The 25,118-nt window shown below is 38.0% G+C and carries 21 protein-coding genes; 20 read left to right on the top strand and 1 reads right to left on the bottom strand.

Features of this window, described 5'->3' with window-relative positions:
• The first annotated feature begins 82 nt into the window (after nt 1-82).
• Nucleotides 83-1,189, top strand: a complete 1,107-nt coding sequence (locus JMA39_RS00355; RefSeq protein ID WP_202719865.1) for a response regulator — start codon at nt 83-85, stop codon at nt 1,187-1,189.
• A gap of 110 nt (nt 1,190-1,299) precedes the next feature.
• Nucleotides 1,300-1,647 carry a four helix bundle protein gene (locus tag JMA39_RS00360; RefSeq protein WP_237732552.1) on the top strand — a complete coding sequence of 116 codons (348 nt, stop codon included), beginning with the start codon at nt 1,300-1,302 and terminating at the stop codon, nt 1,645-1,647.
• A gap of 185 nt (nt 1,648-1,832) precedes the next feature.
• Here the strand turns inward: JMA39_RS00360 and JMA39_RS00365 are convergent, their stop codons facing one another.
• Nucleotides 1,833-3,305: a peptide MFS transporter gene (locus JMA39_RS00365; protein WP_202719867.1), complete on the bottom strand. Its 1,473-nt coding sequence runs from the start codon at nt 3,303-3,305 to the stop codon at nt 1,833-1,835.
• A gap of 438 nt (nt 3,306-3,743) precedes the next feature.
• Here JMA39_RS00365 and rfaH point away from each other — a divergent pair, with 438 nt between their 5' ends.
• The 18 genes from rfaH (at nt 3,744) to rfbB (ending at nt 25,006) form a co-directional block, all read left to right on the top strand.
• Nucleotides 3,744-4,280: a transcription/translation regulatory transformer protein RfaH gene (rfaH, locus tag JMA39_RS00370; RefSeq protein ID WP_202719868.1), complete on the top strand. Its 537-nt coding sequence runs from the start codon at nt 3,744-3,746 to the stop codon at nt 4,278-4,280.
• A gap of 1,057 nt (nt 4,281-5,337) precedes the next feature.
• The gene (locus tag JMA39_RS00375; RefSeq protein ID WP_202719869.1) at nt 5,338-8,082 is read left to right on the top strand and encodes an SLBB domain-containing protein; all 2,745 of its coding nucleotides are present in this window, start codon (nt 5,338-5,340) and stop codon (nt 8,080-8,082) included.
• Between the two features lie 197 nt (nt 8,083-8,279).
• On the top strand, nt 8,280-8,633 hold the full coding sequence (locus tag JMA39_RS00380) for a four helix bundle protein (RefSeq protein WP_202719870.1): 354 nt from the start codon (nt 8,280-8,282) through the stop codon (nt 8,631-8,633).
• 196 nt (nt 8,634-8,829) lie between these two features.
• On the top strand, nt 8,830-9,810 hold the full coding sequence (locus tag JMA39_RS00385) for a Wzz/FepE/Etk N-terminal domain-containing protein (protein ID WP_202719871.1): 981 nt from the start codon (nt 8,830-8,832) through the stop codon (nt 9,808-9,810).
• A 175-nt stretch (nt 9,811-9,985) separates the two neighbouring features.
• Nucleotides 9,986-10,978, top strand: a complete 993-nt coding sequence (locus tag JMA39_RS00390) for a glycosyltransferase family A protein (protein ID WP_202719872.1) — start codon at nt 9,986-9,988, stop codon at nt 10,976-10,978.
• Nucleotides 10,975-12,153 carry an O-antigen ligase family protein gene (locus JMA39_RS00395; RefSeq protein ID WP_202719873.1) on the top strand — a complete coding sequence of 393 codons (1,179 nt, stop codon included), beginning with the start codon at nt 10,975-10,977 and terminating at the stop codon, nt 12,151-12,153. The genes JMA39_RS00390 and JMA39_RS00395 overlap by 4 nt, the downstream gene beginning before the upstream one ends.
• Nucleotides 12,154-13,449, top strand: coding sequence for an MATE family efflux transporter (locus tag JMA39_RS00400; RefSeq protein WP_202719874.1), 1,296 nt, complete (start codon nt 12,154-12,156; stop codon nt 13,447-13,449).
• On the top strand, nt 13,442-14,479 hold the full coding sequence (locus JMA39_RS00405) for a polysaccharide biosynthesis protein (RefSeq protein ID WP_202719875.1): 1,038 nt from the start codon (nt 13,442-13,444) through the stop codon (nt 14,477-14,479). Before JMA39_RS00400 ends, JMA39_RS00405 begins: the two co-directional genes overlap by 8 nt.
• Nucleotides 14,479-15,588 (top strand): UDP-2-acetamido-2,6-beta-L-arabino-hexul-4-ose reductase, encoded by a 1,110-nt coding sequence (gene wbjC, locus JMA39_RS00410; protein WP_202719876.1) that lies wholly within the window; start codon nt 14,479-14,481, stop codon nt 15,586-15,588. Before JMA39_RS00405 ends, wbjC begins: the two co-directional genes overlap by 1 nt.
• Before the next feature lie 2 nt (nt 15,589-15,590).
• Complete coding sequence (wecB, locus tag JMA39_RS00415) at nt 15,591-16,721, top strand: non-hydrolyzing UDP-N-acetylglucosamine 2-epimerase (protein ID WP_202719877.1); 1,131 nt, start codon at nt 15,591-15,593, stop codon at nt 16,719-16,721.
• A 13-nt stretch (nt 16,722-16,734) separates the two neighbouring features.
• Nucleotides 16,735-17,943: a glycosyltransferase gene (locus tag JMA39_RS00420; protein WP_202719878.1), complete on the top strand. Its 1,209-nt coding sequence runs from the start codon at nt 16,735-16,737 to the stop codon at nt 17,941-17,943.
• A gap of 17 nt (nt 17,944-17,960) precedes the next feature.
• Nucleotides 17,961-19,010 carry a CapA family protein gene (locus JMA39_RS00425; RefSeq protein WP_202719879.1) on the top strand — a complete coding sequence of 350 codons (1,050 nt, stop codon included), beginning with the start codon at nt 17,961-17,963 and terminating at the stop codon, nt 19,008-19,010.
• Nucleotides 19,011-19,020: 10 nt separating this feature from the next.
• Nucleotides 19,021-19,890, top strand: a complete 870-nt coding sequence (locus JMA39_RS00430) for an ATP-grasp fold amidoligase family protein (RefSeq protein ID WP_202719880.1) — start codon at nt 19,021-19,023, stop codon at nt 19,888-19,890.
• Between the two features lie 150 nt (nt 19,891-20,040).
• Nucleotides 20,041-20,448, top strand: coding sequence for a WbuC family cupin fold metalloprotein (locus JMA39_RS00435; protein WP_202719881.1), 408 nt, complete (start codon nt 20,041-20,043; stop codon nt 20,446-20,448).
• Between the two features lie 43 nt (nt 20,449-20,491).
• A complete protein-coding gene (locus JMA39_RS00440; RefSeq protein ID WP_202719882.1) occupies nt 20,492-21,607 on the top strand; it encodes a glycosyltransferase family 4 protein in 1,116 nt (371 codons plus the stop codon).
• 212 nt (nt 21,608-21,819) lie between these two features.
• Complete coding sequence (wecA, locus tag JMA39_RS00445) at nt 21,820-22,866, top strand: UDP-N-acetylglucosamine--undecaprenyl-phosphate N-acetylglucosaminephosphotransferase (protein WP_202719883.1); 1,047 nt, start codon at nt 21,820-21,822, stop codon at nt 22,864-22,866.
• Nucleotides 22,867-23,071: 205 nt separating this feature from the next.
• The gene (rfbA, locus tag JMA39_RS00450) at nt 23,072-23,941 is read left to right on the top strand and encodes a glucose-1-phosphate thymidylyltransferase RfbA (protein ID WP_202720344.1); all 870 of its coding nucleotides are present in this window, start codon (nt 23,072-23,074) and stop codon (nt 23,939-23,941) included.
• A gap of 12 nt (nt 23,942-23,953) precedes the next feature.
• Nucleotides 23,954-25,006 carry a dTDP-glucose 4,6-dehydratase gene (rfbB, locus tag JMA39_RS00455; protein ID WP_202719884.1) on the top strand — a complete coding sequence of 351 codons (1,053 nt, stop codon included), beginning with the start codon at nt 23,954-23,956 and terminating at the stop codon, nt 25,004-25,006.
• The last annotated feature ends 112 nt before the right edge of the window (nt 25,007-25,118 follow it).

The following is a 25,118-nucleotide window of genomic DNA, read 5'->3' on the forward strand; positions in this document are numbered from 1 at the left end:
ACAGATAAGAATAAAAGCTCCGCTTAAGGCGCAAACAGAAGTAACACGGATGTTTGTTTACGCTGTTGTCAAAGGGCAGCTTATGGCGCTAAACGAGTTAACCATACTATTTGTGGAAGACGATCCCGTGTTCCGTAAATTAGTCACGTCTTACCTTATCAGTCGCGGTGCAAAGGTTGTTGAAGCTGATGATGGTGAGCAAGGACTAAACAGCTTTAAAGCAGAACGTTTTGATCTTGTGATTGCCGATTTGAGTATGCCTAAGCTAGGAGGCTTAGATATGCTAAAGGCGATGAATCAATATCGTCCAGGGACTCCTTCAATCATCATTTCCGGTAATCAAGCCATGTCTGACGTGATAGAAGCATTACGCCATGGCGCATGTGATTATCTGGTTAAGCCTGTATCCGATCTTTATCTAATTGAAAACGCCATCCGTGAATGCGTAAATGACTCGCTTGAGGACTCTTTGAACTTTGATGAACAGGAGTCACTATCTTACTTAGAGTTGAACGAGAATCTTGCACTGCTAGAGCAATGCGGTGAAGCGGCCAAGAGCGTTCAGCAGCAGTTATTTCCACCTAGTCGCATTGAGTATAGTGGTGTAGTCATCGACTATAGCCTATTTAATACAGATGAGGTGAGTGCCCACTTCATCGATACCGCCATGATAGATGAAAATCATGTGATGATGTATATGGCACATTTCCATCCCCACGACAATCGTGCAGCTTTTGCATCAGTGTTATTAAAGAGCTTTGTTAATCACAAGCTCAAGCTCTATCGAAATGGAATATCTCAGTCGATAACAGAGCCCTTTAATATGTTGATCTACCTTAACGACCGTATGAGTAAATCAGGGCTAGGCATTGTTGCCGATATGACCTACATCGTGGTTGAATTGACGCATTATCGAGCCGCCATTGCTCAGGCTGGCAGCGAGTTTCGCTGTTACCTGAAAAATAGTGAGGGGTTGTCTCCCATTGCACTGGCAGGATCTTTACAGCTTGGCATGGCAAATTGGAGTAAGCCAAGCCTACAATTTAGAACCTTACAATTTGGCGAGAAGTTATGTATTTCCACAGTAGTCAATGAACATAAACAGCAACTTCTCAACAATCAGTTTCACGGTTTAGTCCATAAGCCCGACTCTAAACCAGGCGGGTATATGCAATTGTCATTGAAATAGGTACTAGAAGAAAAAGGCAATAGGTTCTAGGAAGTGCGTTAAAACAAAGTGTGAACATTAACTATAATGACTAAGGACTTTGTTTATTCAAGGATGAATATATGAAAACACTGAATTTTGAAAACTTGGATGTTTGGAAGAGGGCATCGAGGCTTAGCTGCAATATCTACCATTTATTTAAAAGCTGTAATGATTTCGGATTTAAAGATCAAGTAACAAGAGCAGCCATTTCGATCCCTTCAAATATTGCAGAAGGTGAAGAAAGGCAAACAGCCAAAGAGTCTGCACGCTTTATGTATTATTCCAAGGGATCCGCGGGTGAGTTAGTTACTCAACTATATATAGCAATAGAGGTAGGGTTAGTGGATAAGGAAAAAGCTTTAGTTTTGATAGATGAAGCCAAGCAAATATCATCAATGCTAGCGGCATTAATTTTGATAAGAAAAGACTCTTTATAAACTAACGGTGCCATAAACAAAAAATGCTTCGTATTACTACGAAGCATTTTTATTGTTTTGCAGAACCTAGAACCTAGAACCTAGAACCTAGAACCTAGAACCTAGAACCTAGAACCTAGAACCTAGAACCTAGAACCTAGAACCTAGAACCTAGAACCTAGAACCTAGAACCTAGAACCTAGAACCTATCTTCTAATCGCTTCATGTTCTGCTGTAACAGCAATCTCTTCTTCTAGAGCTTCTTCTTCAGAGTGGTGAGTACTGTCTTCTGCACCGTGCATCCAGTCAACAAGCTTGTCAGCCATGAAGTACAGGATGATACCAGATACAGCTGCTGTAATAGCGATACCAGCAAAGATAGACATTGCATTGGCAAGTTGCTCTTCTTTGCCACCACCGTGACCAATTAACGAGCCAACGATGCCGCCAATCTTATTTGCTGCAGCGATAAATAGGAACCATGCACCCATCATTAAAGAGGCAATACGCAGAGGAGCAAGTTTAGTTACCATAGATAGGCCAATAGGAGATAGACATAGCTCACCCATAGTATGGAAGAAGTATGCACCCACTAACCACCACATGCTTGATTTAGCGTTTGCGTCACCACCCATCTCTAAAACAGCACCGATCATAAATAGGAAACCAATACCAAGTAGAATTAGACCTAGTGCGAACTTAACTGGTGAGTTTGGCTCATTCTTACCTAAGCGGATCCAAATAGAAGCGATCACAGGGGCAAAAATAACAATAAACATGGCGTTTAGTGACTGGAACCAAGTCGTTGGTACTTCCCAGCCGCCAATCATACGGTCGGTGAAATCGTTAGTGAAGATATTCATTAAACCACCTGCCTGCTCAAAGCCAGCCCAGAAGATGATTGTGAATAGACCCATGATCATAATCACTTTAATGCGGTCACGTTCGATTTTAGTTAGTGGTTCTTTACGAACTTCCCCAGCCGCTGCAGCTTTTTCTTTTTCTAGCTGTGCAGCAGGCACTCGGCCAATATCACCAAGTAGCTTCTGAGCAAACATGAATTGGATGATTAGTGACAAAATCATACCAATACCGGCACAGATAAAGCCTGCTTGGAAGTTACCATCGTAATAGGCTACAACTGCACCTACGATAATACCTGATAAGAAAGCACCAACGTTGATACCCATATAGAAGATAGTAAACGCGCCGTCACGACGGTGATCGCCTTCTTCATATAGATCACCAACCATAGTTGAGATATTCGGCTTAAAGAGACCGTTACCAAGGATCAAAACACCTAAACCGATATAAAACACTTCGGTTTCCATGCCCTGTACCCAAGCATGAGGTGTACCAAGAATAAATTGACCAGCGGCCATTAATGCGCCACCAATCATAATCGCTCTTCGTTGACCTAGGTAAGTATCAGCTAACCAGCCACCGATAAGTGGTGTTAAATAAACTAAACCAGTAAATGTACCATAAAGAGAAAGTGCGTCAGCTTGGGTCCAGCCCATGCCGTGACCACCTTGAGATTGCACTGCGTCTACTAGGTATAAAACCAAGATCGCACGCATTGCATAATAACTGAAACGTTCCCATAACTCTGTTGTAAACAACAGGAACAGTCCCTTAGGATGCCCGAGCATCGTCCCCTGGGGTTTTGCTGCGCTCATGTATTCTTCCACCTTCACTTGTGATTGCCTGTAGCATAATTTTCACCACAGAAAATTGATTTACTTAAATTATTCCAGCCATTCACAAACAAAGTCAGTTAAAAGTGTTAAATAATAACTTGTTTTGTAGCGTGTTTGACTGCTTTATTGTTGGCTTGTATTCTAATTTTTATTATTTGCCACTAAAAATAGCGCCAAATGCGATAAAGCCTACCTTATATACCCTTTATGAGCGGCAAAAGTCAATTTTGAAAATGTGACTGACCACATATTGACCTCTTAAAAGTTGACGCTGCAGAGAAATATCAAAACTGCGACCTGGCTTGTCTTTGCTTCGTCTTGGACTTCCAATGGGGGGCGCATGTTTGTTAGTATTCATGCCGTGAATAGGACGTCACTGATTGTGAATAGCTGTTGAATTAAAGGTGAGAGAAGTAAATGAAGGCTTGGTATCTATTATATTGCAAATCTCGAGGCGAGGCCCGAGCGCAGCAAAATCTGGCTCTTCAGCAAATTGAAACTTATCTGCCTACCTATCCAGAAGAGAAGTTAGTAAAAGGACAAGCAACCGTGCGACGTGTATCGCTTTTCCCAAGTTACTTGTTTATTAACTTTGACCCCGAAGTTACCAGTGTTGCCAAAATACATAATACCCGCGGTGTTATCAGGCTTGTCGGCTGTAAAGAGCTGATGACCGCCATTGATGATAGTGTCATTCACGCAATAAAAATGCGCGAGCATAAGTTACTCTCAAAATTAATGCCGGAAGAATCCCGAGCAATACCTGAAATGAAATCAGGAGATAAGGTGTGCTTTACCAAAGGGCCCTTTGTAGAGCTTGAAGGGATTTTTGACGAGGTAAACGGTGAAAAGCGCTGTTTTGTATTGTTTGAGTTAATGGGGAAACAACAACGAGTGATAGTAGATAAAGATACCATTCAACCTGTTAAGACCAAGTTGTTAAATGTGCTTTAGCTATTGCTAAGAGTTTAGGTTGTGGGATTTTTGTCCACTTTGAAGATTGGAGTAATCGTTCAAAATTCCACTTTTGCCACTAACTTTGTGAGACATTCGCCATAGCTATGGTCAAAGATTGAAAATTATCGTGGATAAGTCAACGGCCTTAGAACCAAATAAGAACTTATTAAAACGGATCGGCAAAGCCTGTTAAAAGGGAAGATATGATAGTTTGTGTGTGTATAGTTAGCGTGTGGTCGTTAGTTAAGATAGCCTGTTAATTAAGTGAAGGGGATCGGATAAAACGACACGAGAGAGAAGTTGAAGCTAGTTGGTTCGACCTAAGTCATCAAGCTCTAATCGAAAACGTAGTTATCGCTCGTGTACAAAGTATCACCATCTAAACAATATGTTGCCCGTGCGTTACTGCTCTGAAGAGAAGAGTAGTGTATAATTGCGCGCTGCTTTAATTTGCTGGTTGGGCTAATTTGGCTTGCAGAAAGGAGAATGCATTTAAATCTGCGCTTAAGAACTATCTATCTATTTAATCAATGAATTTTGAATATTCATTACTAGGTTATAGGAGAGAATTCAGAGGTTAGCAAGAAATGAGCAAAAACGATTGAAAATGAATTAATTTAATGTAGAACTCAGGGCAAACGGTTACAGTCCGCTGCTGGTTTTACCTTAAGTTAATTTGAAATAAATGACACTAAATCAGGTATGTCCGCACTGCGGATGGGCACTTTGGAAGCCGTAATCCATGGGCGGTAGCGTGTCTAAAAGCTAAGAATGACCTAGGTACTAGGACGTTCGCAAGCTCACTTCTAGGACGCTTCGCTGTTAGGAAAATCTAATAGCTAAAGACAACCGCTTTTGACTTATGCTTCTCCTAGAACCTAGAACCTAGAACCTAGAAGGAGCAACGCGACGCTCTCGCAGTGACATTCAATTGAAACAAATAGTCACGCCCTAGCAGCGTAGCGTCCTTCTTTGTTTTACCGTCTTTGTTTGTTTCGGCTTTAAACCGTCTCAGCTTTTAACCTATTTTTTAAACCTCTCTCGGAGAACACTGGTGCTTAACAAGACTAAAAAACTCATCATAGCTGGCATGTCAGCGCTGATACTACTGTCAGGGCAGGCGAGTGCAATCACGCCTTCTCCGCAAATGATAGAGCAATTTAAAAATCTTCCGGCATCTGAGCAGCAACGCTTAGCCAAGCAGTATGGTGTTGACCCATCGATGCTAGGTGGTGCGGGGAGTTCTCAGCCGCAAGTTGAAAATCCTCCAGTGGTTAACGAGCGCGTTAACACAAATGTTGTTGTCGATCAGTCCTCAACCGCTAACAATGAATTGGATTTCGAGCAAGATAACAATAAGAAAGAACTACAACGCTTTGGTTATGACCTCTTTGCCGGTGAACCAACGACTTTTGCCCCCGTTTCTGATGTGCCTGTGCCGAGTGAATATTTAGTTGGCCCTGGTGACAACATTAAAGTTCAGCTTTTTGGTAAAGACAATAAAGAGTATGACCTTGTTATCAATCGTGAAGGGGTTATCCAGTTTCCAGAGCTAGGTCCAATCACTGTCGCAGGCTTAACATTTAGCGAGTTACGTGAAAGCTTATCTGAGCGTATCAGCCAACAGATGATTGGTATTCAGTCAAATATTACTATGGGCGAATTACGCTCAATCCGTATCTTCGTTGCCGGTGACGCATACAGCCCTGGCTCTTATACGGTTTCTAGTCTTTCAACCATTACACAGGCATTGTTCGTTGCCGGTGGCGTTAATGAAATCGGCTCGCTGCGTAATATTCAAGTAAAACGTAACGGCAAGCTTGTAGGTAGTATGGATCTCTATGATCTACTGCTTCGTGGTGATGCATCGGGCGACATTAACCTGCGCTCTGGTGACGTAGTCTTTATTCCTGCTGTAGGTGGCTTAGTTAGCGTAACGGGTGAAGTTCGTCGCCCTGCTATCTATGAGCTTAAAAAGAATGAAACCATGGCGCAAGTGATTGAGATGGCCGCTGGTATTAAACCAGGAGCCTATCCAAGACGCAGTAGTGTTGAGCGTTTCAATGCTAACAGCCTTAAATCTATTTTAAATGTCGATTTAACATCAAACAAAGGTAAAGCAACTAAAGTCCTCGCTGGCGATGTGATTCGCGTAAAGAGTGCGACCACTCAATATGAAGATGCTATTACGGTTGTCGGGGCCGCGGTTCGCCCTGGCAAATATCAGTGGTATCACGGTCAAAAAGTGAGTGACTTAGTACCATCTATCTGGGGTGATCTTTCTGTATCTGCAGATCTTGAATACGCTATTATAGTACGTGAAATTAATAAGCAAGGTGATATTCAGGTTTATCAATTCTCACCTGCAAAAGCGATTAATGGCAAAGTTGCTTCGCAAGACTTAACCCTACAGGCTCGTGATAAAGTTATTTTCTTCAACTTTAGTGATTTAAGCCAAAATCGTTATGAACTCAATAAGCTAGTAAAAGAGCGTGTACAAAAAGTTCAGTCACTTGCTGGTAACTCATTAATTGGTAATGACCTGTTTGAGGCGGGATTCTCACAGCTAAAGCAACAGAAGTTTGCTGACCGCTCTGAACTTGGCGGCGTAGCAATTAACAGCCAAGGTGCTGAAGAGGACCCAACAGCCAAAGCGATTAAAGGCGAAGTCAACAAGATGTTGATTAACCTTTTTGAAGATAGCGATCTTATTAAGTTAAGTGGTGAGATGAATAGGGGCGAGCTTCTTTACCCTGTCATCATGAAGCTAAATAGCCAAGGCCGAGCTGGTAAAGGCGTGCAAGCTGTTGCTATCAACGGCCGAGTAAATAACCCTGGTATCTATCCGTTAGCTGTTAATGCTCGCATTAAAGACTTAGTTGCAGCGGCAGGCGGTCTTGAAGAGGGCGCATATACTCCACGTGCAGAATTAACCAGTACTTATACAACAGTAGATGGTTCTGCAATCAAGCATACAAATATTGCACTAGAAGCTGCACTTCAAGGTGATGCCACCCAGAATATCGCATTGAAAGGCCGCGATATCTTAACTGTGATGACAACGCCTGATTGGCAAGAGAACAAATCAGTAGAGATCCGCGGAGAGGTTAAATTCCCAGGTACTTACAACATTCGCCGCGGTGAAACTTTGGCAGATGTATTAAAACGTGCCGGTGGTTTTACCCAATATGCTTACCTGCCATCAGCAGTATTTGTACGTGAGTCAGTGCGTCAGCAAGAGCAATTAGAGATTAAAAAGCTTGCCGACCAAATGCGTCGTGATATTGCTACTCGCGGTGTCTCGAAAGACGGTAACGTAGTTAATTATGCCGATGCACAGTTGATGCTAACTGACTTGGAGACGATTAAAGCTGTCGGTCGTTTGGTCGTGGATCTTTCTGCAATATCGATCGGTATAAAACAAGCCGACCTTCAATTAGAAGATCATGACGTACTTTATGTCCCATCAACTAAGCAAACAATTGCTGTCATGGGCGAAGTGCAACATGCCGCGACTCACAGATTTAAAGAAGGCCAAACCATTGATCAATATCTAGCAATGTCTGGTGGCGCAAGAGAACGTGCCGACGATGATAGAACTTACGTTATCAAGGCCGATGGTTCTGTAATGCTACCAAATCGTTCATTATGGTTTAGCAATGAGTCAAGCTTACAACCTGGCGACACCATTATCGTACCGCTAGACACTGAGTACAAAGACAACCTAACGCTTTGGACGCAAGTGACTCAAATCATCTACAACAGCGCAGTCGCATTCGCCACAGTCGCAAATCTTTAAAGCACCCTAGGTGCTTATACGAACGTCGCGAAGCGACTAGAGAACGCTATGCTAACGGAACGCCGAAAGGGCTACGGAACGGCCTTTGGCCTTACTGATTCTAATGGCTAAGCTATTCGTCAGTGAGCTTACGAACGTTCCGTTAACCGTATTCGGTAAGCCAGCGTTCGTCACTGCACTTAAAACCAAGGATGGTTATGAAGTTTCAAAAGCTTGAAGTGTGGCAGTTAAGCTATCAACTCTCATGTTCAATATACATAGAGGCTAAAGAGTTACGTGATTGGGGATTCAAAGACCAAATTACGCGCTCAGGTCTATCTGTACCTTCAAACATAGCTGAGGGAGTTGAACGTCAGGGGGCAAAAGAGCAAGTGCAGTTTTTATATATTGCTAAAGCATCGCTAGCCGAAGTTATGACACAGGCCATGATAGGTAAAGATATAGGATATCTAGAAGCTGAATTTGTGGATGAGCTACTTACAAAATCAGAGAGAGTATCGGCGATGCTTGCTGGATTGATAAAGAGTATACAAGTTCGCAATAACGTTTAGTGAAGCGTTCGCTTTGGCTTTAAGTTCTTACCGTAATCGAAGCGTTCTGTTATCCGTAAACGAACTTGCGAGCGTTCGTCTTAGCTTAAGGTCGCAGACCGTTCAGCTCTTAGCTTGGAACCGTAAACGAAGTGCTCTGTGAGCAAAGCGTTCCGTCAACCGTATTCGAAAACTTAAACAATGAGATAAGTTTTAAATGTCCAACGAAATTAATAAATATACACAAGATCACCAGTTTGCATCGGCTTCGCCGGCCGACGATGAGATCGATCTGCGAGAACTATTCTCTGTTATCTGGAAAGGCAAATGGCTAATCATCGCTATCACAGCAGTATTTGCCGTTGGCTCTGTGATCTTCGCACTTATGCTGCCAAATACGTACAAATCTGAGGCTCTATTAGCCCCAGCAAGCGAAGAGCAAGGCGGTGGACTAAGCGCATTAGCTGGTCAGTTTGGTGGCTTAGCGAGTATGGCTGGAATAAACCTTGCTGCAGGCGGAGGGGTTGATAAAACACAATTGGCAATTGAAGTGATGAGGTCACGCCAGTTTACTAGCCAATTTATTCAAAATCACAATATCCTCCCTGACCTGATGGCTGGGGAGAGGTGGGATATGACAACTAATATGGTTGTTTATGATGACGAGATTTATATCCCGAAAACGAAATCATGGGTACGTGAGGTTAAAGCACCGTTTAAGCCTGAACCCTCAATGCAAGAGGCTTATAAAGAATTTAGTGAAGTATTTAAGGTTAACTTTTCGAAGGATACAGGCATGGTTACAATATCTATTGAACATCTATCGCCTAGTATTGCCCAGCAGTGGGTCACTTGGTTGATTGAAGATATTAACAAGGTGATGAAAGAGCGTGATGTTGCTGAAGCCATTCGTAGTAGTGAGTTTTTAAACAAACAAATAGCACTAACTAATGTCGCTGATATCCGTTCAATTTTGTATAAGTTAATTGAAGAGCAAGCAAAAACTATCATGTTTGCAGAAGTAAGAGATGAATATGTTTTTAAAACTATTGATCCAGCTCTAATCCCAGAAAAAAAGGTAGGCCCTAAACGAGCACTGATATGTATTCTTGGTACATTTTTTGGCGCGTTATGTGCTATAGGTATTGTTTTTATTAGAAGTTTTATCCAGAATGTTAATGTTGTCAATAAAGCGTAAATTATCTTATTAAGTGCTTAGTTGTTGTATTGTTTCAAGTAAAACCAATTTAGCTTACTAGCCGAAGTTTACACTTGGTTTTCTATTTAGTGATTTTAAAGCGAACATTGTATTTATAATTGCTGACTAAAAAATCAATAAAAGTATTTATGTTATCCAGTTTTAAGAGGTCTTAATGAGTAAAGTTCCTGTTGCATTATTTATATTTAAGAGAAGTGAAACTCTGGAGCGTATTTTTTCAAAGATCAGGGATTACCGTCCTGATAAAATATATTTAATAGCAGATGGTCATCGAAATGATGAAGAAAAAAAGCTAGTTGATTATACAAGAAATAAGGTAGAACAACTGATCGACTGGGATTGTCAGATTATAAAAAACTATTCACCAGAGAACCGCGGAGTATATGAAAATATTGGTGGTGGAGCAAACTGGGTTTTTGATAGGGAAGATTCCGCAATTTTTCTCGAGGACGATAATCTCCCCGAGGATGGTTTTTTTGAATTTTGTGAAGAGCTGTTATATAAATATAAAGAAGAAGAAAAAGTACTTTGGATCTGTGGTACTAACTATTTGAAAGGTTTTCAAAGTGAATTTGATTATGTTTTTACTCAGCATATGTTACCTTGTGGATGGGCATCTTGGTCTCATAAATTTAAACGATTTTATGACGGGGAATTGAAGCATTTCGACCCTAATAATAAAATTGAGTTGAAGAGTAGATATAGTAGTAATGCGCTTTTTGAACAAGATTTTGATAACTTTTGTAAAACAAAAAGGTTGTTAAGTGTTGATAGAAAAAAGTCATCCTGGGATAGACAAGTAGCCTTTTCTTTAAGATATTTTGATATATATGGTGTCTCACCAGTTAAAAATCAAATCAGAAATATAGGAGTTGATGAGTTATCTACTCATGGTGGTAATAGCCTCAAAAAGACTATGACTAAACGCTTTTGTGAGCTGGAGACTAATAAAATCAGTTTCCCAATAAAACATCCAGTCGATATTACACTAAATGTAAAATATGAGTTAGAAACCGAAAAGGTTATATTGCTACCTCTGACCGATAGGTTGTTAATGAGATTGGCCTCATTTATCAAACCGGTATTTGGTGTTGATAGAGATGAAAGTTTAACTCTATTTATAAAAAGTAAATTTAATAAAAAATGAATGAAAGAAGTAAGATAGCGCAAGGCTTTTATGTTTTTGTAGCCGGGCTCTCTAGTGGCTATGCATTGATGCCTATTTATCCATCTTATATTTTATTGACAGTTGCTATTGCTACACTTTTTATTTGCACTAATTTAAGAGTAGTAAGAACGAATTTTCTAATATCAGTTTTTTTATTTGTCGTATTTTTTATAGGTTGTATAACAAGTATTCAATCTATAGGCAATCTTACTGCTGTGATTAAATTGCAAATTGTTGTTCTATTTTCCTTTGTAGTTGTTAGTACTGTTAAATATGAGCGATTTGTCAGTTTGTATATAACATTCATGTTAATTGTTTCTATAGTTTCTTTAGTTTTATATACTTTAGTTAATTTTTTTGATTTTAACATTCATTCATATCTACCTATCATTTATAATGAAAATGATATGGGATATTATAACGGTTTTGTGTTTTTTATTTTCTCTTCTGAGTATATTCAATATAGAAATACTGGTTTTTTTTGGGAGCCAGGGATTTTCTCTTCATATTTAACTCTTGCTATTCTTTTAACTAAACATGTAAGTTTGAAACGTGACTTGTTGATTACAGTGATATTGTCTTTGGCTGTATTCTCCACCTACTCTACTGCTGGTTATATTTTATTATTGCTGGCTCTTCTAGCTAAGTTTTCATCAGGTTTCAAAACTAAGGTCTTTATACTATTATTTACATTTTTCTCCATTATATTTATTTATCTAATGTCCTCTGAGGTTATAGAGTTTACAAGAGCTTACTTCCCTGAAGTGACAAATAAATTCTTTGTTAGTGAATCCGCATCAATAATTGATAGAGTTCAATCCCCAATAATAAATCTTCAGGCTTTTCTTAATAATCCTATGTTTGGTGTAGGTTTAAATGAACTAAATCAGATTTATTTGGAAAAAGGAGATTATGCTCAGTCCTCTACAATGACTTACTACTTTGGTGCGTTTGGAGTCCTAGGAGCGTTCTACACAATCATGTTGTTAGCGGGAACTGTTTTTACTAAGTTTGAAAAATTTGATAATTTTAATGGGATTATAGCATTTATTATGATGCTAATTATTCTGAACAAAGAGCCACATATGTTTTTTTGCTTTACATATATACTTATTTTCTATTGGAGTCTAAAAAATGTGAAGGAATATAAGTAAATGAAGTATAATTTGATATTGTCTCTTGTTTTTAAGTTTATATCAATGCTAGTAGGGTTGCTTAGTGTTCCCTTGTATATTAATTATTTTTCAAACAATGAAGTTTTGGGAGTGTGGTTTGCTATACTTGCTCTCTTAACTTGGATTATGTTTTTTGACTTAGGTATAAGTAATGGGTTGAAAAATGAACTTATACGTCTAATATCACTCGGAGATTTTGCTTATGCCAAAAAGATTTTTATTAAATCTTTTTACACATTAGGTGGGCTTAGTCTACTATGTATCTTTAGTAGTGTGATTATAGTTTCTTATCTTTTTTCAGTTGGTATTGGAAGTGAGTTTGGTTTATCTTCAAGAGAATTTTATTGTTCATTGTTAATTCTTTTGGTTTCAGTATTTATTCAGTTACCCTTGAAGCTAGGATTAGCAGGTCTACTCTCTTTTCAAAAAAGTGCAATCTCTAACCTTCCTATGTTATTGACTCAAGTGTTAGTTATTATATTTCTATATACCTTTAGTGATTTAATTGGAAATAATAAGTTTTTGTTCTTATCTATTTGTTTCTCTTTTGCTCTCATTCTACCGTTAATACCATCGCTGATTTATGTATTATATTTGTTTTCAAGTAGTATGAATGGACAGCAAAGTAAGAGTCGCACTATAGGGTTTTATGAGTCAGTCATTGCTCCTGGATTGGTTTTTTTTTGTATTCAAATTTTACTTTTGTTAGTTACAGGTAGTAACGAGTTTTTCATATTAAAATTTTTAGATGGTGAGGCCGTTGTTAACTATCAGGTTTATTATAAACTCTATTCAATAGTTTTAGTTTTTTTTAGTACTTTATGTATACCTTTTTGGGGGTATCTAAGGAAGTCATATCTAGAAAATGATAAAATAAAAATGATAAAATATACTAAGTATGTTTTATTATCTTTGTTTGTCTCAGTTCTTCTGGCTTTATTACTCGTCTTGTTCGATGATAACATATTCACAATTTGGATTGGTGATGTTGATAACTTGTATTCATCTTCCGATAGTTTATATATGGCTTTTTATGTTGTTATAATTGTTCTGCTGAATTTGACTGCGGTTTTTACTAATTCATTTGGAATGTTAAAATATCAAGTTTTCGGCCTTTTTATCGCTTTTATTTTGAAAGTTGTATTATGTTTTAGTCTTGGAATTGAAAGTTGGTCAGGAATTGTTCTAGTAACATCCCTTTGCTTAATACCATGCTTATTTCTGCAGGTCTATTGTTTGTATAGTAAAATTAATTTAGGAAAGTATTATGTTTGATAATAAAGTATTGTTAATTACGGGTGGTACTGGTTCGTTTGGAAATGCTGTTCTAGACAGATTTTTACAAACAGATATTAAAGAAATAAGAATATTTTCTCGTGACGAGAAAAAACAAGATGACATGCGTAAAAAGTATAATTCACCAAAACTTAAGTTCTATATAGGTGATGTTAGAGACTACAACTCTATCTTATCTGCATCTCGTGGTGTAGATTTTGTTTATCATGCTGCTGCATTAAAGCAAGTACCATCTTGTGAATTTCATCCGATGGAGGCTGTTAAAACTAATGTGCTAGGGACTGAAAACGTATTAGAAGCTTGTATTGCGAATGAGGTTTCGAGAGTTGTTTGCTTAAGCACCGACAAAGCTGTTTATCCTATCAATGCGATGGGAATTTCAAAAGCAATGATGGAGAAAGTTATCGTTGCTAAGTCTCGAAATGTTGATCCTACAAAAACCGTAATTAGCGCTACTCGCTACGGAAATGTTATGGCATCTCGAGGCTCTGTCATTCCTTTGTTTTTACGACAAATAATTAATGGTGACGCGATAACAATAACCGATCCTAATATGACTCGTTTCATGATGACCCTAAATGATGCGGTAGACCTAGTTTTACATGCATTCACTCATGGTGTAAATGGCGATATATTTGTTCAAAAAGCCCCTGCAGCGACGATTGATGTATTAGTTAAAGCGCTAAAAACAATTACATCAAAACCGGATCATCAAGTGAACGTTATTGGTACGCGCCATGGTGAAAAATTGTATGAAGCTTTGTGTAGCCGAGAGGAGATGTTTGTTGCTGAAGATCAAGGCGGTTACTATCGAATTCCCTCTGACAATAGAGACTTAAATTATTCTCAATATGTTGAAGAAGGTGAGCAAGATTTAAGTTCTATTGAAGATTATAACTCACATAATACAGAGCGTTTAGATGTTGAGGGGATGATCAAACTGCTACACAAATTAGACTTCATTGCTGATATAGAAGCGGGCAGTTTAGTCGTTCCTGAGGGGGTTTAATGAAAATATTAGTGACGGGTGCCAACGGATTTATTGGTAAAAATTTATGCTTTCAACTCGAGGAGCAAGGCTTTACTGATATTGTAAAAATTGATCGTGAAAACTCAAATCAAGAATTAGATACTGCATTAGAGAGTGTAGACTTTATTTATCATTTAGCGGGAATTAATCGCCCCAAAAATGAAGATGAGTTTAAACATGGTAATGCAGATTTAACATCATATATAGTTTCTAAGCTACAAGTGCTTAATCGTCAAACTCCTATCCTTTTGACATCGTCAATTCAAGCAGAACAATCAAACCCTTATGGTGTAAGTAAAGCGCTTGCAGAAGAGTCGGTGAATCAGTATGCCAAGGGAGCAAACGCGAAAGTTTATATCTACCGTTTACCCAATGTGTTTGGTAAGTGGTGTCGCCCCAATTACAACTCTGTAGTTGCAACCTTTTGTTATAATGTTGCCAACGAACTGCCATTAGTCATTAACGATCCCGAAGCAAAAGTGAACCTAGTTTATATTGATACTGTCTGTGAACACTTTATTCATCATTTAAGTAATGATGAACCAAGTGGAGAACAATCAATTAAGCCTATTTACCCAACCACAGTAGGCTATATTGCTAACGCTCTTGAATCATTCAAAGAGAGTAAAACTTCATTAGTTACTGAAAACGTAGGTACAGGGCTTTTGCGCGCTCTTTACTCTACTTACATTAGTTATTATACACCTGAGCAGTTTTCATACACTGTACCGTCGTATACAGACCCTCGTGGCTCTTTTTGTGAATTATTAAAAACCAAAGAAGCTGGCCAATTTTCTTTCTTTACTGCTCATCCCGGTATTACCCGTGGTGGTCATTATCATCATACGAAGAATGAGAAATTCTTGGTAATAAAAGGACTGGCTAAATTTAAGTTTAAACATATTGCCACTGGAGACAGCTATGCATTAGATGTTTCCGGGGATGATTATCGAGTTGTTGAAACTGTTCCTGGTTGGACGCACGATGTGACCAATATTGGAGATTGTGAACTTATAGTTATGCTTTGGGCAAATGAAATTTTTGATAGAAAAAAGCCCGATACTTTTGCTATGCCACTACTGGGGTGAAGATGAAAAAATTAAAAGTAATGTCAGTCGTAGGTACACGCCCTGAAATTATTCGCTTATCTAGAGTTCTAGCTAAACTAGATGAACACTGTGAGCATATATTAGTACACACGGGACAAAATTATGATTTTGAATTAAATGAAGTATTTTTTAATGATTTAGGTGTACGCAAACCTGACTACTTTTTAAATGCAGCAGGCAAAAATGCCGCAGAAACAATTGGGCGAGTAATTATTAATGTTGATGATGCATTAGAAGAGATTCAGCCTGATGCCATGTTAATTTTGGGTGACACTAATTCATGTTTGTCTGCAATTCCTGCGAAACGTCGCAAAGTACCGATTTTTCATATGGAAGCTGGTAATCGCTGTTTCGATCAACGTGTGCCTGAGGAGACGAACCGACGCATTGTTGATCACACTGCAGATATTAATTTGACGTACAGCTCTATTGCACGGGATTACCTATTAGCAGAAGGCTTGCCAGCCGATCGTGTTATCAAAACTGGTAGTCCAATGTTTGAGGTATTAAACCATTATATGCCTCAAATTGATAACTCTGATGTATTGACTCGTTTAGAGTTACAGAAAGGGCAGTTTTTTGTCGTTAGCGCCCATCGTGAAGAGAATGTAGATTCACCTAAACAACTCGCTAAACTGGCAAAAACACTCAATGCTGTTGCTGCTCATTATGATCTACCAGTGATTGTATCAACGCACCCAAGAACACGTAATCGAATTGAAGAACAAGGTGTTAAATTTCATAAAAATATTCAATTACTTAAACCTCTAGGTTTTCATGATTATAACCACTTACAGAAAATGGCTAAAGTCGTTTTATCCGACAGTGGTACGATTAATGAAGAATCATCAATCATGAACTTCCCTGCTTTGAATCTACGTGAGGCGCACGAGCGTCCAGAGGGAATGGAAGAAGCTTCAGTGATGATGGTAGGGCTATGTGTCGAAAGAGTTATGCAGGCATTGCAAGTGTTAGAGTCTCAGCCTAGTGGAACCGAGCGTTTATTACGTCCAGTTTATGACTATAGTATGCCTAATGTTTCCGAAAAAATAGTAAGAATCATTCATTCTTATACGGACTACGTAAAGCGCGTAGTTTGGAAAGAATATTAAGGGCGAATGTATAATGAAAAGTAAAGTTATATTTTATATTGGTAACTTTCATTATCCAAATGGAAATGCTGCAGGAAAGAGAGTTGCAGGGATAACGAAAATTTTCGCATTGCTGGGATATCATATTGTAATATTTGATACGAGGCGAGAAGATTGCTCAGGATATAATTTAATAGAATTGGATGCAAAAAATTCTAACGAAACGGTAACTTGCTATTCCATGCCGTACCCTAAATCTCTTGCTGACTGGTTTCGAACTTCTAGGCTTCAGACTGAATTAATTAGAAAGATTGATGAATACCCGAAGGCTGAAGCTGCAGTGTTTTACGGAAGCCCAAGAATCTCAACATTTTCATTACCAGTTATTTCACACTTTAAACGGAATCAAGTATGCGTTGTTTGTGACGTTGTTGACTGGCTTACTGTTAAAACAAAAAATCCAGTGAGAGATATTGTTAAAAAATCTGATGATTACTATCAGAAGGCAATCTTAAATAAGAAGTTTGATAAATCTATTTGCATTAGCAGTTATCTTGATAGACTCTATAGTTCAGATATAAGTAATAGAGTTGTCATCCCTCCAGTACTTGCGGATAATATTAGCTCTAGTAAGGGGAGAGTAGATGAAGTAAAGCGCTTATTTTATGCTGGAAATCCGTTCCGTAATGACATGAAGGTTAATGATGTAAATGCAATGAAAGATAGAGTTGACTTAACTATAAAATACCTTTATCAGTTAAAAAAGGAGGGTTGCGACAACTTTATTTTTGACGTTTATGGCTTGACCGTTACAGAAATTAAATCTAGCCTTCCTTATATCTCAGCTTATATTGATTATCTTGGTGATAATATAAGGTTTAATGGCGCAGTATGTAATGATTTACTAGTCACAAAACTTAGAGATTCTGATTTTACAATTTTGTTTAGAGATGAGAAAAGAGACAGTGTTGCAGGTTTTCCAAGTAAAGTTGCTGAGAGTATTATTAACGGAATTCCTGTAATCGTAAGTGATGTTGGAGATGTTAATCTTTATCTAATAAATAAAAAAACAGCTTTGATTAGCAAGCCTTCTGATTCGATCACCCAAATTGAAACACTTAAAGAAGCTATACTTATGGATGAAGGGAAACTTACTGTTATGAAGATGGAATGCCTTAAAGATAATAGTTTTAGACCTGAAAATTACGTTGATGAAATGAAGGTATTCTTGGGCTATAAGTGACAGCGCATGGTAATGAAATGAAAATTGCATTTTTAGGTGATACAGCTTTGTTTGGTAAGTATAGCATTGAGAATGAGAGTGTTTATAAATACTTTCAAGAAATGTCTATATATCTTGCAGACTTTGACTATGTAGTAGCTAACCTAGAGGCTCCTTTTGCTAGGACATTAAGTAATGGAGCTAATAAGTCGGCAAATATATCCTCTAACCCAAAAAATATTGAGATTTTGAAATATTTGAATGTCAATATTGTTTGTTTAGCTAATAACCATATTCTGGATTTCGGTTTGGATGGGCTAAATGAAACAATAAAAACTTTAGAGAGTAACGGCATAGATTGGTTTGGTGTTTATGGAAGGGATATAGTAATTAGTAAGCTGAATTTAGCGCTTCATGGTTATTGCTCTTATAATACTAACCCTATAGGGCTAAGTTCCACTAATAGTGGTGTTGCATCGTTAGATTATGAAAAGGTGATTGAGAAGTTTTGCGAATATAAAAAGCTAGGTTTGGTGAATGTTGTTTGTAATCATTCAGGCATTGAAAATGTTACAACACCTAGTGTTGATGATATTGTTTTTGCGCGTAACTTGTCAAAAATAGATGATTATATATATATAGGTCACCACCCTCATGTTATGCAGCCGATTGAGACAATTAATGGAAGTTATATTTCTTATAGTTTAGGGAATTTTTGCTTTGACGAAATCTATGATGCAAGAACTAATGATGTTTTAGTTTGTCAGTCAGAGGAGAATAAAGTTGGTTTAATAAAAACCTTTTTTATTGACGGTACTTCAATTTCAAGTGGAGAGAGAGCTATTTATCAAGGTGTTGATAGCTTAGGTTTTTCAAAGACTCCTATTAATGAGCTCAAGTTCGATGATGTTACAACCTACAACGAGAATAGGGTAAGGGAAATTGTCGATAGCATCAAAAGTAGAAATTCAAGAAGAGATTTTCGTTGGCTTATTGCCAGGATTTCTCCATATACCTTTATTAGAGTGATAACTCGTCGTTATAATTCATATATGTATAAGAAAGTATTTTCATCAAAGTTACGTTAAGGGGGGGAGTATGGCGAGTATTCAATATCGGTTGTTTTCTAGAGTTATTTCAATTTTACCTTTAAAACTAAGGATTAATGTTCTTTTTTTTAGAAGGTTTGGTAGGTTTGCAAATTTAAAAAGCCCAAATACTTTTAACGAAAAGCTTCAAGTTAGGAAACTTTATGATCGGGACAAACTTTTGACTGTTGCAGCTGATAAGTTAGCATCAAAAGAGTTTGTAAAGTCTATTCATCAAGGTCTTTATATACCAAAGACAATATGGGTAGGTGAAAGTGTTTCCGATATTGACTCTTTGGATATCAAACATCTTCCTGAAAATTATGTTTTTAAAGCAAATCATACTAGTCAAACTATAAAGATTATAAGGGATGGTAGACATTTAGAACCGATTAAAATGAAAGTATTAGCTAATGATTGGTTGAAACACGATCAATCAGGAAGTCTTGGTGAGTGGGCTTATAAAAACATACCACGTAGAGTGTTTATAGAAGAGTTTTTAGATTTTGAAGGCCAAGCCCCTGATGACTATAAGTTTTTTGTTTTCCACGGTAAAGTTAAATATGTTCAATTAGATAGTGACCGATTTAGCGACCATTGTAGGAATATATTTGATAGTGATTGGAATGACTTAAATATTAACTTTTCCCACCCACAAAAGACACCTAGTCCTAATAGGCCTTTATTTTTGGAGGATATGATCGAAATAGCAGAAAGTATTGGTAAATACTTTGACTTCATAAGAGTTGATTTGTATTTCTATCAAGAAAAAGTTACTTTTGGGGAGTTAACCGTTTACCCTGGTGCTGGTTATGAAAAGTTTCCTGACTTGAGTTATGATATTCTATTCGGTAGTCATTGGGTTCAAAGTTACAGTTAATTTATATCCGTTTATAGGTTATTTTAAATGTCTTGATTGATTATGTTTGGTCTTAATTTGAAATTAGAAAAGTTGTTCATTTTTTGAAGTGGACATTAAAGTAAATTTCTTTGGTTGTCATTGTTGATGGGTTTTTAAAAGGTGAGTTTAGTGAAACTAATAGAACAGTCAGATACAGATAAATTATTTAGTATTGCGAAAGACTCTAAAAGAAAAAGAGCACACCTTAACTTACACTCTGATTATTCAGAAAAAGTTCAGCGTTTATTAATTGCTCTTTTGTCTGGTAGCTATGTTGAACCTCATTATCATGAACTCTGTTGGCAATGGGAAATGTTTCTGGTTATTCAAGGTGTAATTCAAGTTAAGACATACGATTTTGAAGGGAATGTAATTAAGTCGGTGTTAGTAGGCGATGAACAGCAAAGTAATTTAGTGCATCTTGAGCCTGGAGATATTCATAGCGTAGAGTGCATAAGTGACAAAGCGCTAATGCTTGAAGTTAAAGAAGGACCGTTTGATCCAGGATGTGCAAAGTTATTCCCATCATTTATATAGGTTTTGCTCTAGTTAAAAGAGTAAATGATTAAAAGGACAAGAAATGGCTAAGATTGTAATTACTGCCAATACTAGTTGGTATTTGTATAATTTTAGGAAGAATACAATATTATCCTTGATTCATGCTGGACACGATGTTATAGCAGTTGCCCCGCAAGACGAGTATTCATGTAATATAAAAAAAATGGGAGCAGATTTTGTACATATCTCTATAGATAAAGGGGGAACAAACCCATTTCGAGATATATTTACTTTGTTTTCTTTTTACAGGATTTATAAAGGCTTGAGGTGTGATGTAGTTCTTAATTTCACTCCAAAGAATAACATATATAGCACCCTCGCGTCGCATGTTTGTGGGGCTAAAGCGATTAATAATATTGCTGGTCTAGGCGTTTTATTTATCGATGAAACATACTCTTCCAAGATCGCAAGGCAACTTTATAAATTAAGTCAAAAATTTGCAAAGAAAGTATTTTTTCAAAACGAAGATGACCGTGCCTTATTTATTGAAAATAAAATTACTCCTGTAGAAATAACTGAGCGACTACCTGGTTCAGGTGCAGATCTTTCTCGTTTTAAGCTTTCTATCTCAAAAGATGATGGTGTCGTTAGCTTTTTACTGATCGCTCGTATGCTTTATGATAAAGGAATTATGCATTATATAGAGGCTGCGAGAGAGTTGAAGTTTAAATATCAAGGACAGATTGATTTTAGACTATTGGGTTTTTTAGATGTAGATAATCCATCTGCAGTATCTAGAAAGGAAATGCAAGCTTGGGTCGACGAAGGAATCGTTGACTATCTAGGTACTTCTGATTCAGTTGAGACTGAAATATCTAAAGTAGATTGCGTAGTTTTACCTTCGTTTTATAGAGAGGGTGTTCCCAAGTCACTTCTAGAGGCGGGGGCTATGGGGAAACCAATCATTACTACCGATAATGTTGGGTGTCGTGAAACTGTTGACGATTCTGTAAATGGTTTTATTTGTCAGCCTAGGTCAACTAAAAGCTTAGTTTCCAGCTTGGATAAAATGTTTAAGTTAACACATGACGAGCGCTTGGCTATGGGCCGTGCTAGTAGGCTAAAAATGGAAACGGAATTCGATGAAAAATTAGTAATAAATAGGTACTTACTTGCAATTGATGACATCCTTAATTAGCGCAATTGTTAAGTGAATTTACAGTCAAAAGTATTTTTTAATATTAATAATGTAATACGTTTGAATGTTTAATGCTTACTAGCTAAAATATTTTCTATTTCTTTGTCGGTTCCTCAATAAAATTGGCGATAAAGATGTTACTAATTGTTGCGTGATTATGTTATACCGCGTTAATAGATGTTTTGTTTACGGGCTAATTTAGGGAAGATAGTATGATTTTTTTAGTGCCATTTATCACCGGTTTCTTTCTGAGTTTTTTTGCTATAAAGTTTGCAGCGCCATATGCTGCGAAAGTTGGATTGGTAGATTTACCAAATGCTCGGAAGTTGCATGATGGTGCTGTTCCATTAATTGGTGGAGTGGGTATTTTTTTTAGCGTAATGATGGCTTCAACTCTTTTTATCGAGTACAGCAGGATTCTGAATCTCTACATAATCTCTTCTGCGTTGATATTGTTTATTGGCGTACTAGATGACCGTTATGACCTTTCTGTTAGACTGCGTATTATCGCGCAAGTAATTATAGCTTCAATTCTTATATTTGGTGCCGAATCCTATTTGACTTCACTTGGAAATATTTTTTATTTTGTCGAGATTAAACTTGGCTACTTAGGGGTATTGGTGACAGTATTAGCCGTCATCGGCTCTATCAATGCGTTTAACATGGTTGATGGTATCGATGGCTTAGCAGGTATGTTGAGCATAGTAACTTTTACATCACTAGCATTTTTATTCTATCAAGTTGGTAATCCTTGGTTTATATTGCCAATATTGTTTATCGCAGCAATCATGGCTTACCTTTGTTTCAATTTACGCTGGCCATTTGCTTCAGTTCAAAAAGTGTTCATGGGCGACGCAGGCAGTATGTTGATTGGTTTAACCGTAGTATGGTTGCTAGTGACTGGGACAGAGTCTATTAACAAGGCATTTTCACCTGTTATCGCACTATATCTGATTGCTATACCCTTGATGGATATGACTGCAATTATGTATCGTAGGTTAAAAAAAGGCCACTCTCCTTTTAAACCTGATAGAGATCATTTACACCATATCTTTGAACGTGCAGGTTATAGCCGTAAACAAACTTTAGCTCGAATTACATTGTTGTCTGCAATACTTGCAATGATAGGTATTTTAGGCGAATTGCTAGCGGTTCCAGAAGCTATCATGTTTGTTGGGTTTTTAGTTATTTTTGCTGCATATAACTGGGCATTAGCACATGTTTGGCAGATTCTAACGTGGATTAGACGCAACGGCTAAATATCGGAAAGCCAGCTCATTGAGTTGGCTTTTTTGTTTTTGGTGAAGCGATTTAAGCGCCGAGAGCTGTTTAGTTATAATACAGATTGAAAATTGTTTTTGTCTATTTTGACCTATCGTAAGAATACAGGCCCAATCATGTTTTTTATAATGTGTTTCATTACGGGAAATAACCTTGAAAAGTGCCACTAATAGCCAAGCGATTATGAAAGGGATAGTTTTAGCTGGTGGGACAGGGTCTCGCCTTCACCCTATTACGCGTGGGGTGTCTAAGCAGCTGCTTCCCGTTTACGATAAGCCGATGATCTATTATCCTCTTTCGGTGTTAATGCTTGCTGGAATCCGTGATGTGCTAATTATTACTACACCAGAGGAGCAGATGCTGTTTCAGCGTTTACTCGGTGATGGGAGTGATTTTGGTCTAGATTTGTCTTTTGCAGTTCAAACAAAGCCCGAAGGCATTGCACAGGCATTTTTGATTGCAGAAGACTTCATTGGTGATGATGGCGTTTGCTTAGTGCTTGGTGACAATGTTTTTTATGGTCAAGGGTTTAGTGAGTCTTTAAAAGCCGCGGCTAATAAGCCATCTGGCGCCACTATTTTTGCGTATCAGGCACAGCAAGCCGAGCGATTCGGTGTAGTAGAGTTTGATCACTCATTAAAGGCTGTATCTATCGAAGAAAAGCCAACTCAGCCTAAATCTAATTGGGCGGTAACCGGACTCTATTTTTATGATAATAGAGTCGTCAATATCGCTAAAAACTTAACGCCATCTGAACGGCATGAGCTAGAGATCACCGATATTAACCAAGCTTATTTAATGCAAGGAGAATTACAGGTAGAAAGGCTGGGACGCGGCTTTGCATGGTTAGACACTGGCACGTTTGATAGTTTGCAGCAAGCTTCCTCTTTTGTACAAACCATTGAAACGGTGCAAGGATTGAAGGTTGCTTGTTTAGAAGAGATAGGCTGGCGAAGTGGCTGGCTGTCGGATGAAAAAATTGTCCGAATAGCACAATCAATGACACATAATAGCTACGGGCAATACTTGCTTAATTTGATACAAGATAGGTAATAGGGTTGTTGGATGAGTAAGGTCATATTAGTCACTGGTGGCTCAGGGTTTATCGGTTCTGCATTAGTACACTTTCTTATTAATCACACTGAGCATACGGTGATTAACTTGGATAAATTGACTTATGCCTGTGATCCGGGGTCTTTAGCTGAAATTGAATTATCTAGTCGCTATGCATTTGTGCAGGGTGATATTTGTGATAGGACTTTGGTTGATAAGCTACTTATACAGTATAAAGCTGATGTCATTATTCACTTAGCCGCTGAAAGTCATGTAGACCGCTCAATCGATGGACCGGCTGAGTTTATGCAAACTAACATCATAGGTACCTATACCTTGCTTGAGGCGTGCCGTGAATATTATGCTTCACTCCAAGGGAATAAAAGGGATGAGTTTCGCTTTCATCACGTATCCACCGATGAGGTGTATGGTGATCTGGCTGAGGGTGACTTGTTTACCGAAACTACAAGGTATGACCCTAGCTCTCCGTATTCGGCCAGCAAAGCGGCATCCGATCATTTAGTTCGGGCTTGGCATAGAACCTACGGTTTACCCGTTGTCGTGACAAATTGCTCTAATAATTATGGACCTTTTCAGCACGCTGAAAAATTAATTCCGCTGACTATCACCAATGCGCTAGATGGTAAACCAATCCCCATTTACGGTGACGGCTTACAAGTCAGAGATTGGTTATATGTTGAAGACCATGTGAGAGCGATCTATACCGTTTTGAGTGAAGGTAAAGTCGGTGAAACCTACAACGTAGGCGGTAACTGTGAAAAGCGTAATATCGACGTGGTTAATATGATCTGCGAACTTCTTGAGGAGTTCGCTCCAGATAATCAAAATTCATTGAAGCTAAGCAGTAATACATTTGGATTTAAGGGATTAATTACTTTTGTTGAAGATAGGCTTGGGCATGACGTTCGCTATGCGATTGACTCAAGTAAGATTCAGAGAGAACTTGGCTGGAGTCCTGTAGAGTCTTTTGAATCTGGGTTAAGGAAAACCGTAGAGTGGTATGTAAAGGCGGCGGAAAAAGCAAAGACGGTTGAAATCCGATAAAGGCTAGGACGGAGAAGCCGAAACGGCCTGTGGCCTTACGGAGCGTTTACAGGCGCTTTGCTTAGGGCAAAACGAAAGCGTCTTAACTGTTGTAGGTCGGCATTTATGCCGT

Source organism: Shewanella schlegeliana, from assembly GCF_016765635.1.
GTDB lineage: Bacteria > Pseudomonadota > Gammaproteobacteria > Enterobacterales > Shewanellaceae > Shewanella > Shewanella schlegeliana.

What these genes read in the sequence shown, in the direction of transcription:
- JMA39_RS00380 (WP_202719870.1), top strand. Translation starts at nt 8,280, where the DNA reads ATGAAGTTTCAAAAGCTTGAAGTGTGGCAGTTAAGCTATCAACTCTCA.
- JMA39_RS00365 (WP_202719867.1), bottom strand. Translation starts at nt 3,305, where the DNA reads ATGAGCGCAGCAAAACCCCAGGGGACGATGCTCGGGCATCCTAAGGGA.
- JMA39_RS00425 (WP_202719879.1), top strand. Translation starts at nt 17,961, where the DNA reads ATGAAAATTGCATTTTTAGGTGATACAGCTTTGTTTGGTAAGTATAGC.
- JMA39_RS00355 (WP_202719865.1), top strand. Translation starts at nt 83, where the DNA reads ATGGCGCTAAACGAGTTAACCATACTATTTGTGGAAGACGATCCCGTG.
- wecA (WP_202719883.1), top strand. Translation starts at nt 21,820, where the DNA reads ATGATTTTTTTAGTGCCATTTATCACCGGTTTCTTTCTGAGTTTTTTT.
- JMA39_RS00420 (WP_202719878.1), top strand. Translation starts at nt 16,735, where the DNA reads ATGAAAAGTAAAGTTATATTTTATATTGGTAACTTTCATTATCCAAAT.
- JMA39_RS00440 (WP_202719882.1), top strand. Translation starts at nt 20,492, where the DNA reads ATGGCTAAGATTGTAATTACTGCCAATACTAGTTGGTATTTGTATAAT.
- JMA39_RS00385 (WP_202719871.1), top strand. Translation starts at nt 8,830, where the DNA reads ATGTCCAACGAAATTAATAAATATACACAAGATCACCAGTTTGCATCG.
- rfaH (WP_202719868.1), top strand. Translation starts at nt 3,744, where the DNA reads ATGAAGGCTTGGTATCTATTATATTGCAAATCTCGAGGCGAGGCCCGA.
- JMA39_RS00430 (WP_202719880.1), top strand. Translation starts at nt 19,021, where the DNA reads ATGGCGAGTATTCAATATCGGTTGTTTTCTAGAGTTATTTCAATTTTA.
- rfbA (WP_202720344.1), top strand. Translation starts at nt 23,072, where the DNA reads ATGAAAGGGATAGTTTTAGCTGGTGGGACAGGGTCTCGCCTTCACCCT.
- JMA39_RS00395 (WP_202719873.1), top strand. Translation starts at nt 10,975, where the DNA reads ATGAATGAAAGAAGTAAGATAGCGCAAGGCTTTTATGTTTTTGTAGCC.
- rfbB (WP_202719884.1), top strand. Translation starts at nt 23,954, where the DNA reads ATGAGTAAGGTCATATTAGTCACTGGTGGCTCAGGGTTTATCGGTTCT.
- wbjC (WP_202719876.1), top strand. Translation starts at nt 14,479, where the DNA reads ATGAAAATATTAGTGACGGGTGCCAACGGATTTATTGGTAAAAATTTA.
- JMA39_RS00400 (WP_202719874.1), top strand. Translation starts at nt 12,154, where the DNA reads ATGAAGTATAATTTGATATTGTCTCTTGTTTTTAAGTTTATATCAATG.
- JMA39_RS00405 (WP_202719875.1), top strand. Translation starts at nt 13,442, where the DNA reads ATGTTTGATAATAAAGTATTGTTAATTACGGGTGGTACTGGTTCGTTT.
- wecB (WP_202719877.1), top strand. Translation starts at nt 15,591, where the DNA reads ATGAAAAAATTAAAAGTAATGTCAGTCGTAGGTACACGCCCTGAAATT.
- JMA39_RS00390 (WP_202719872.1), top strand. Translation starts at nt 9,986, where the DNA reads ATGAGTAAAGTTCCTGTTGCATTATTTATATTTAAGAGAAGTGAAACT.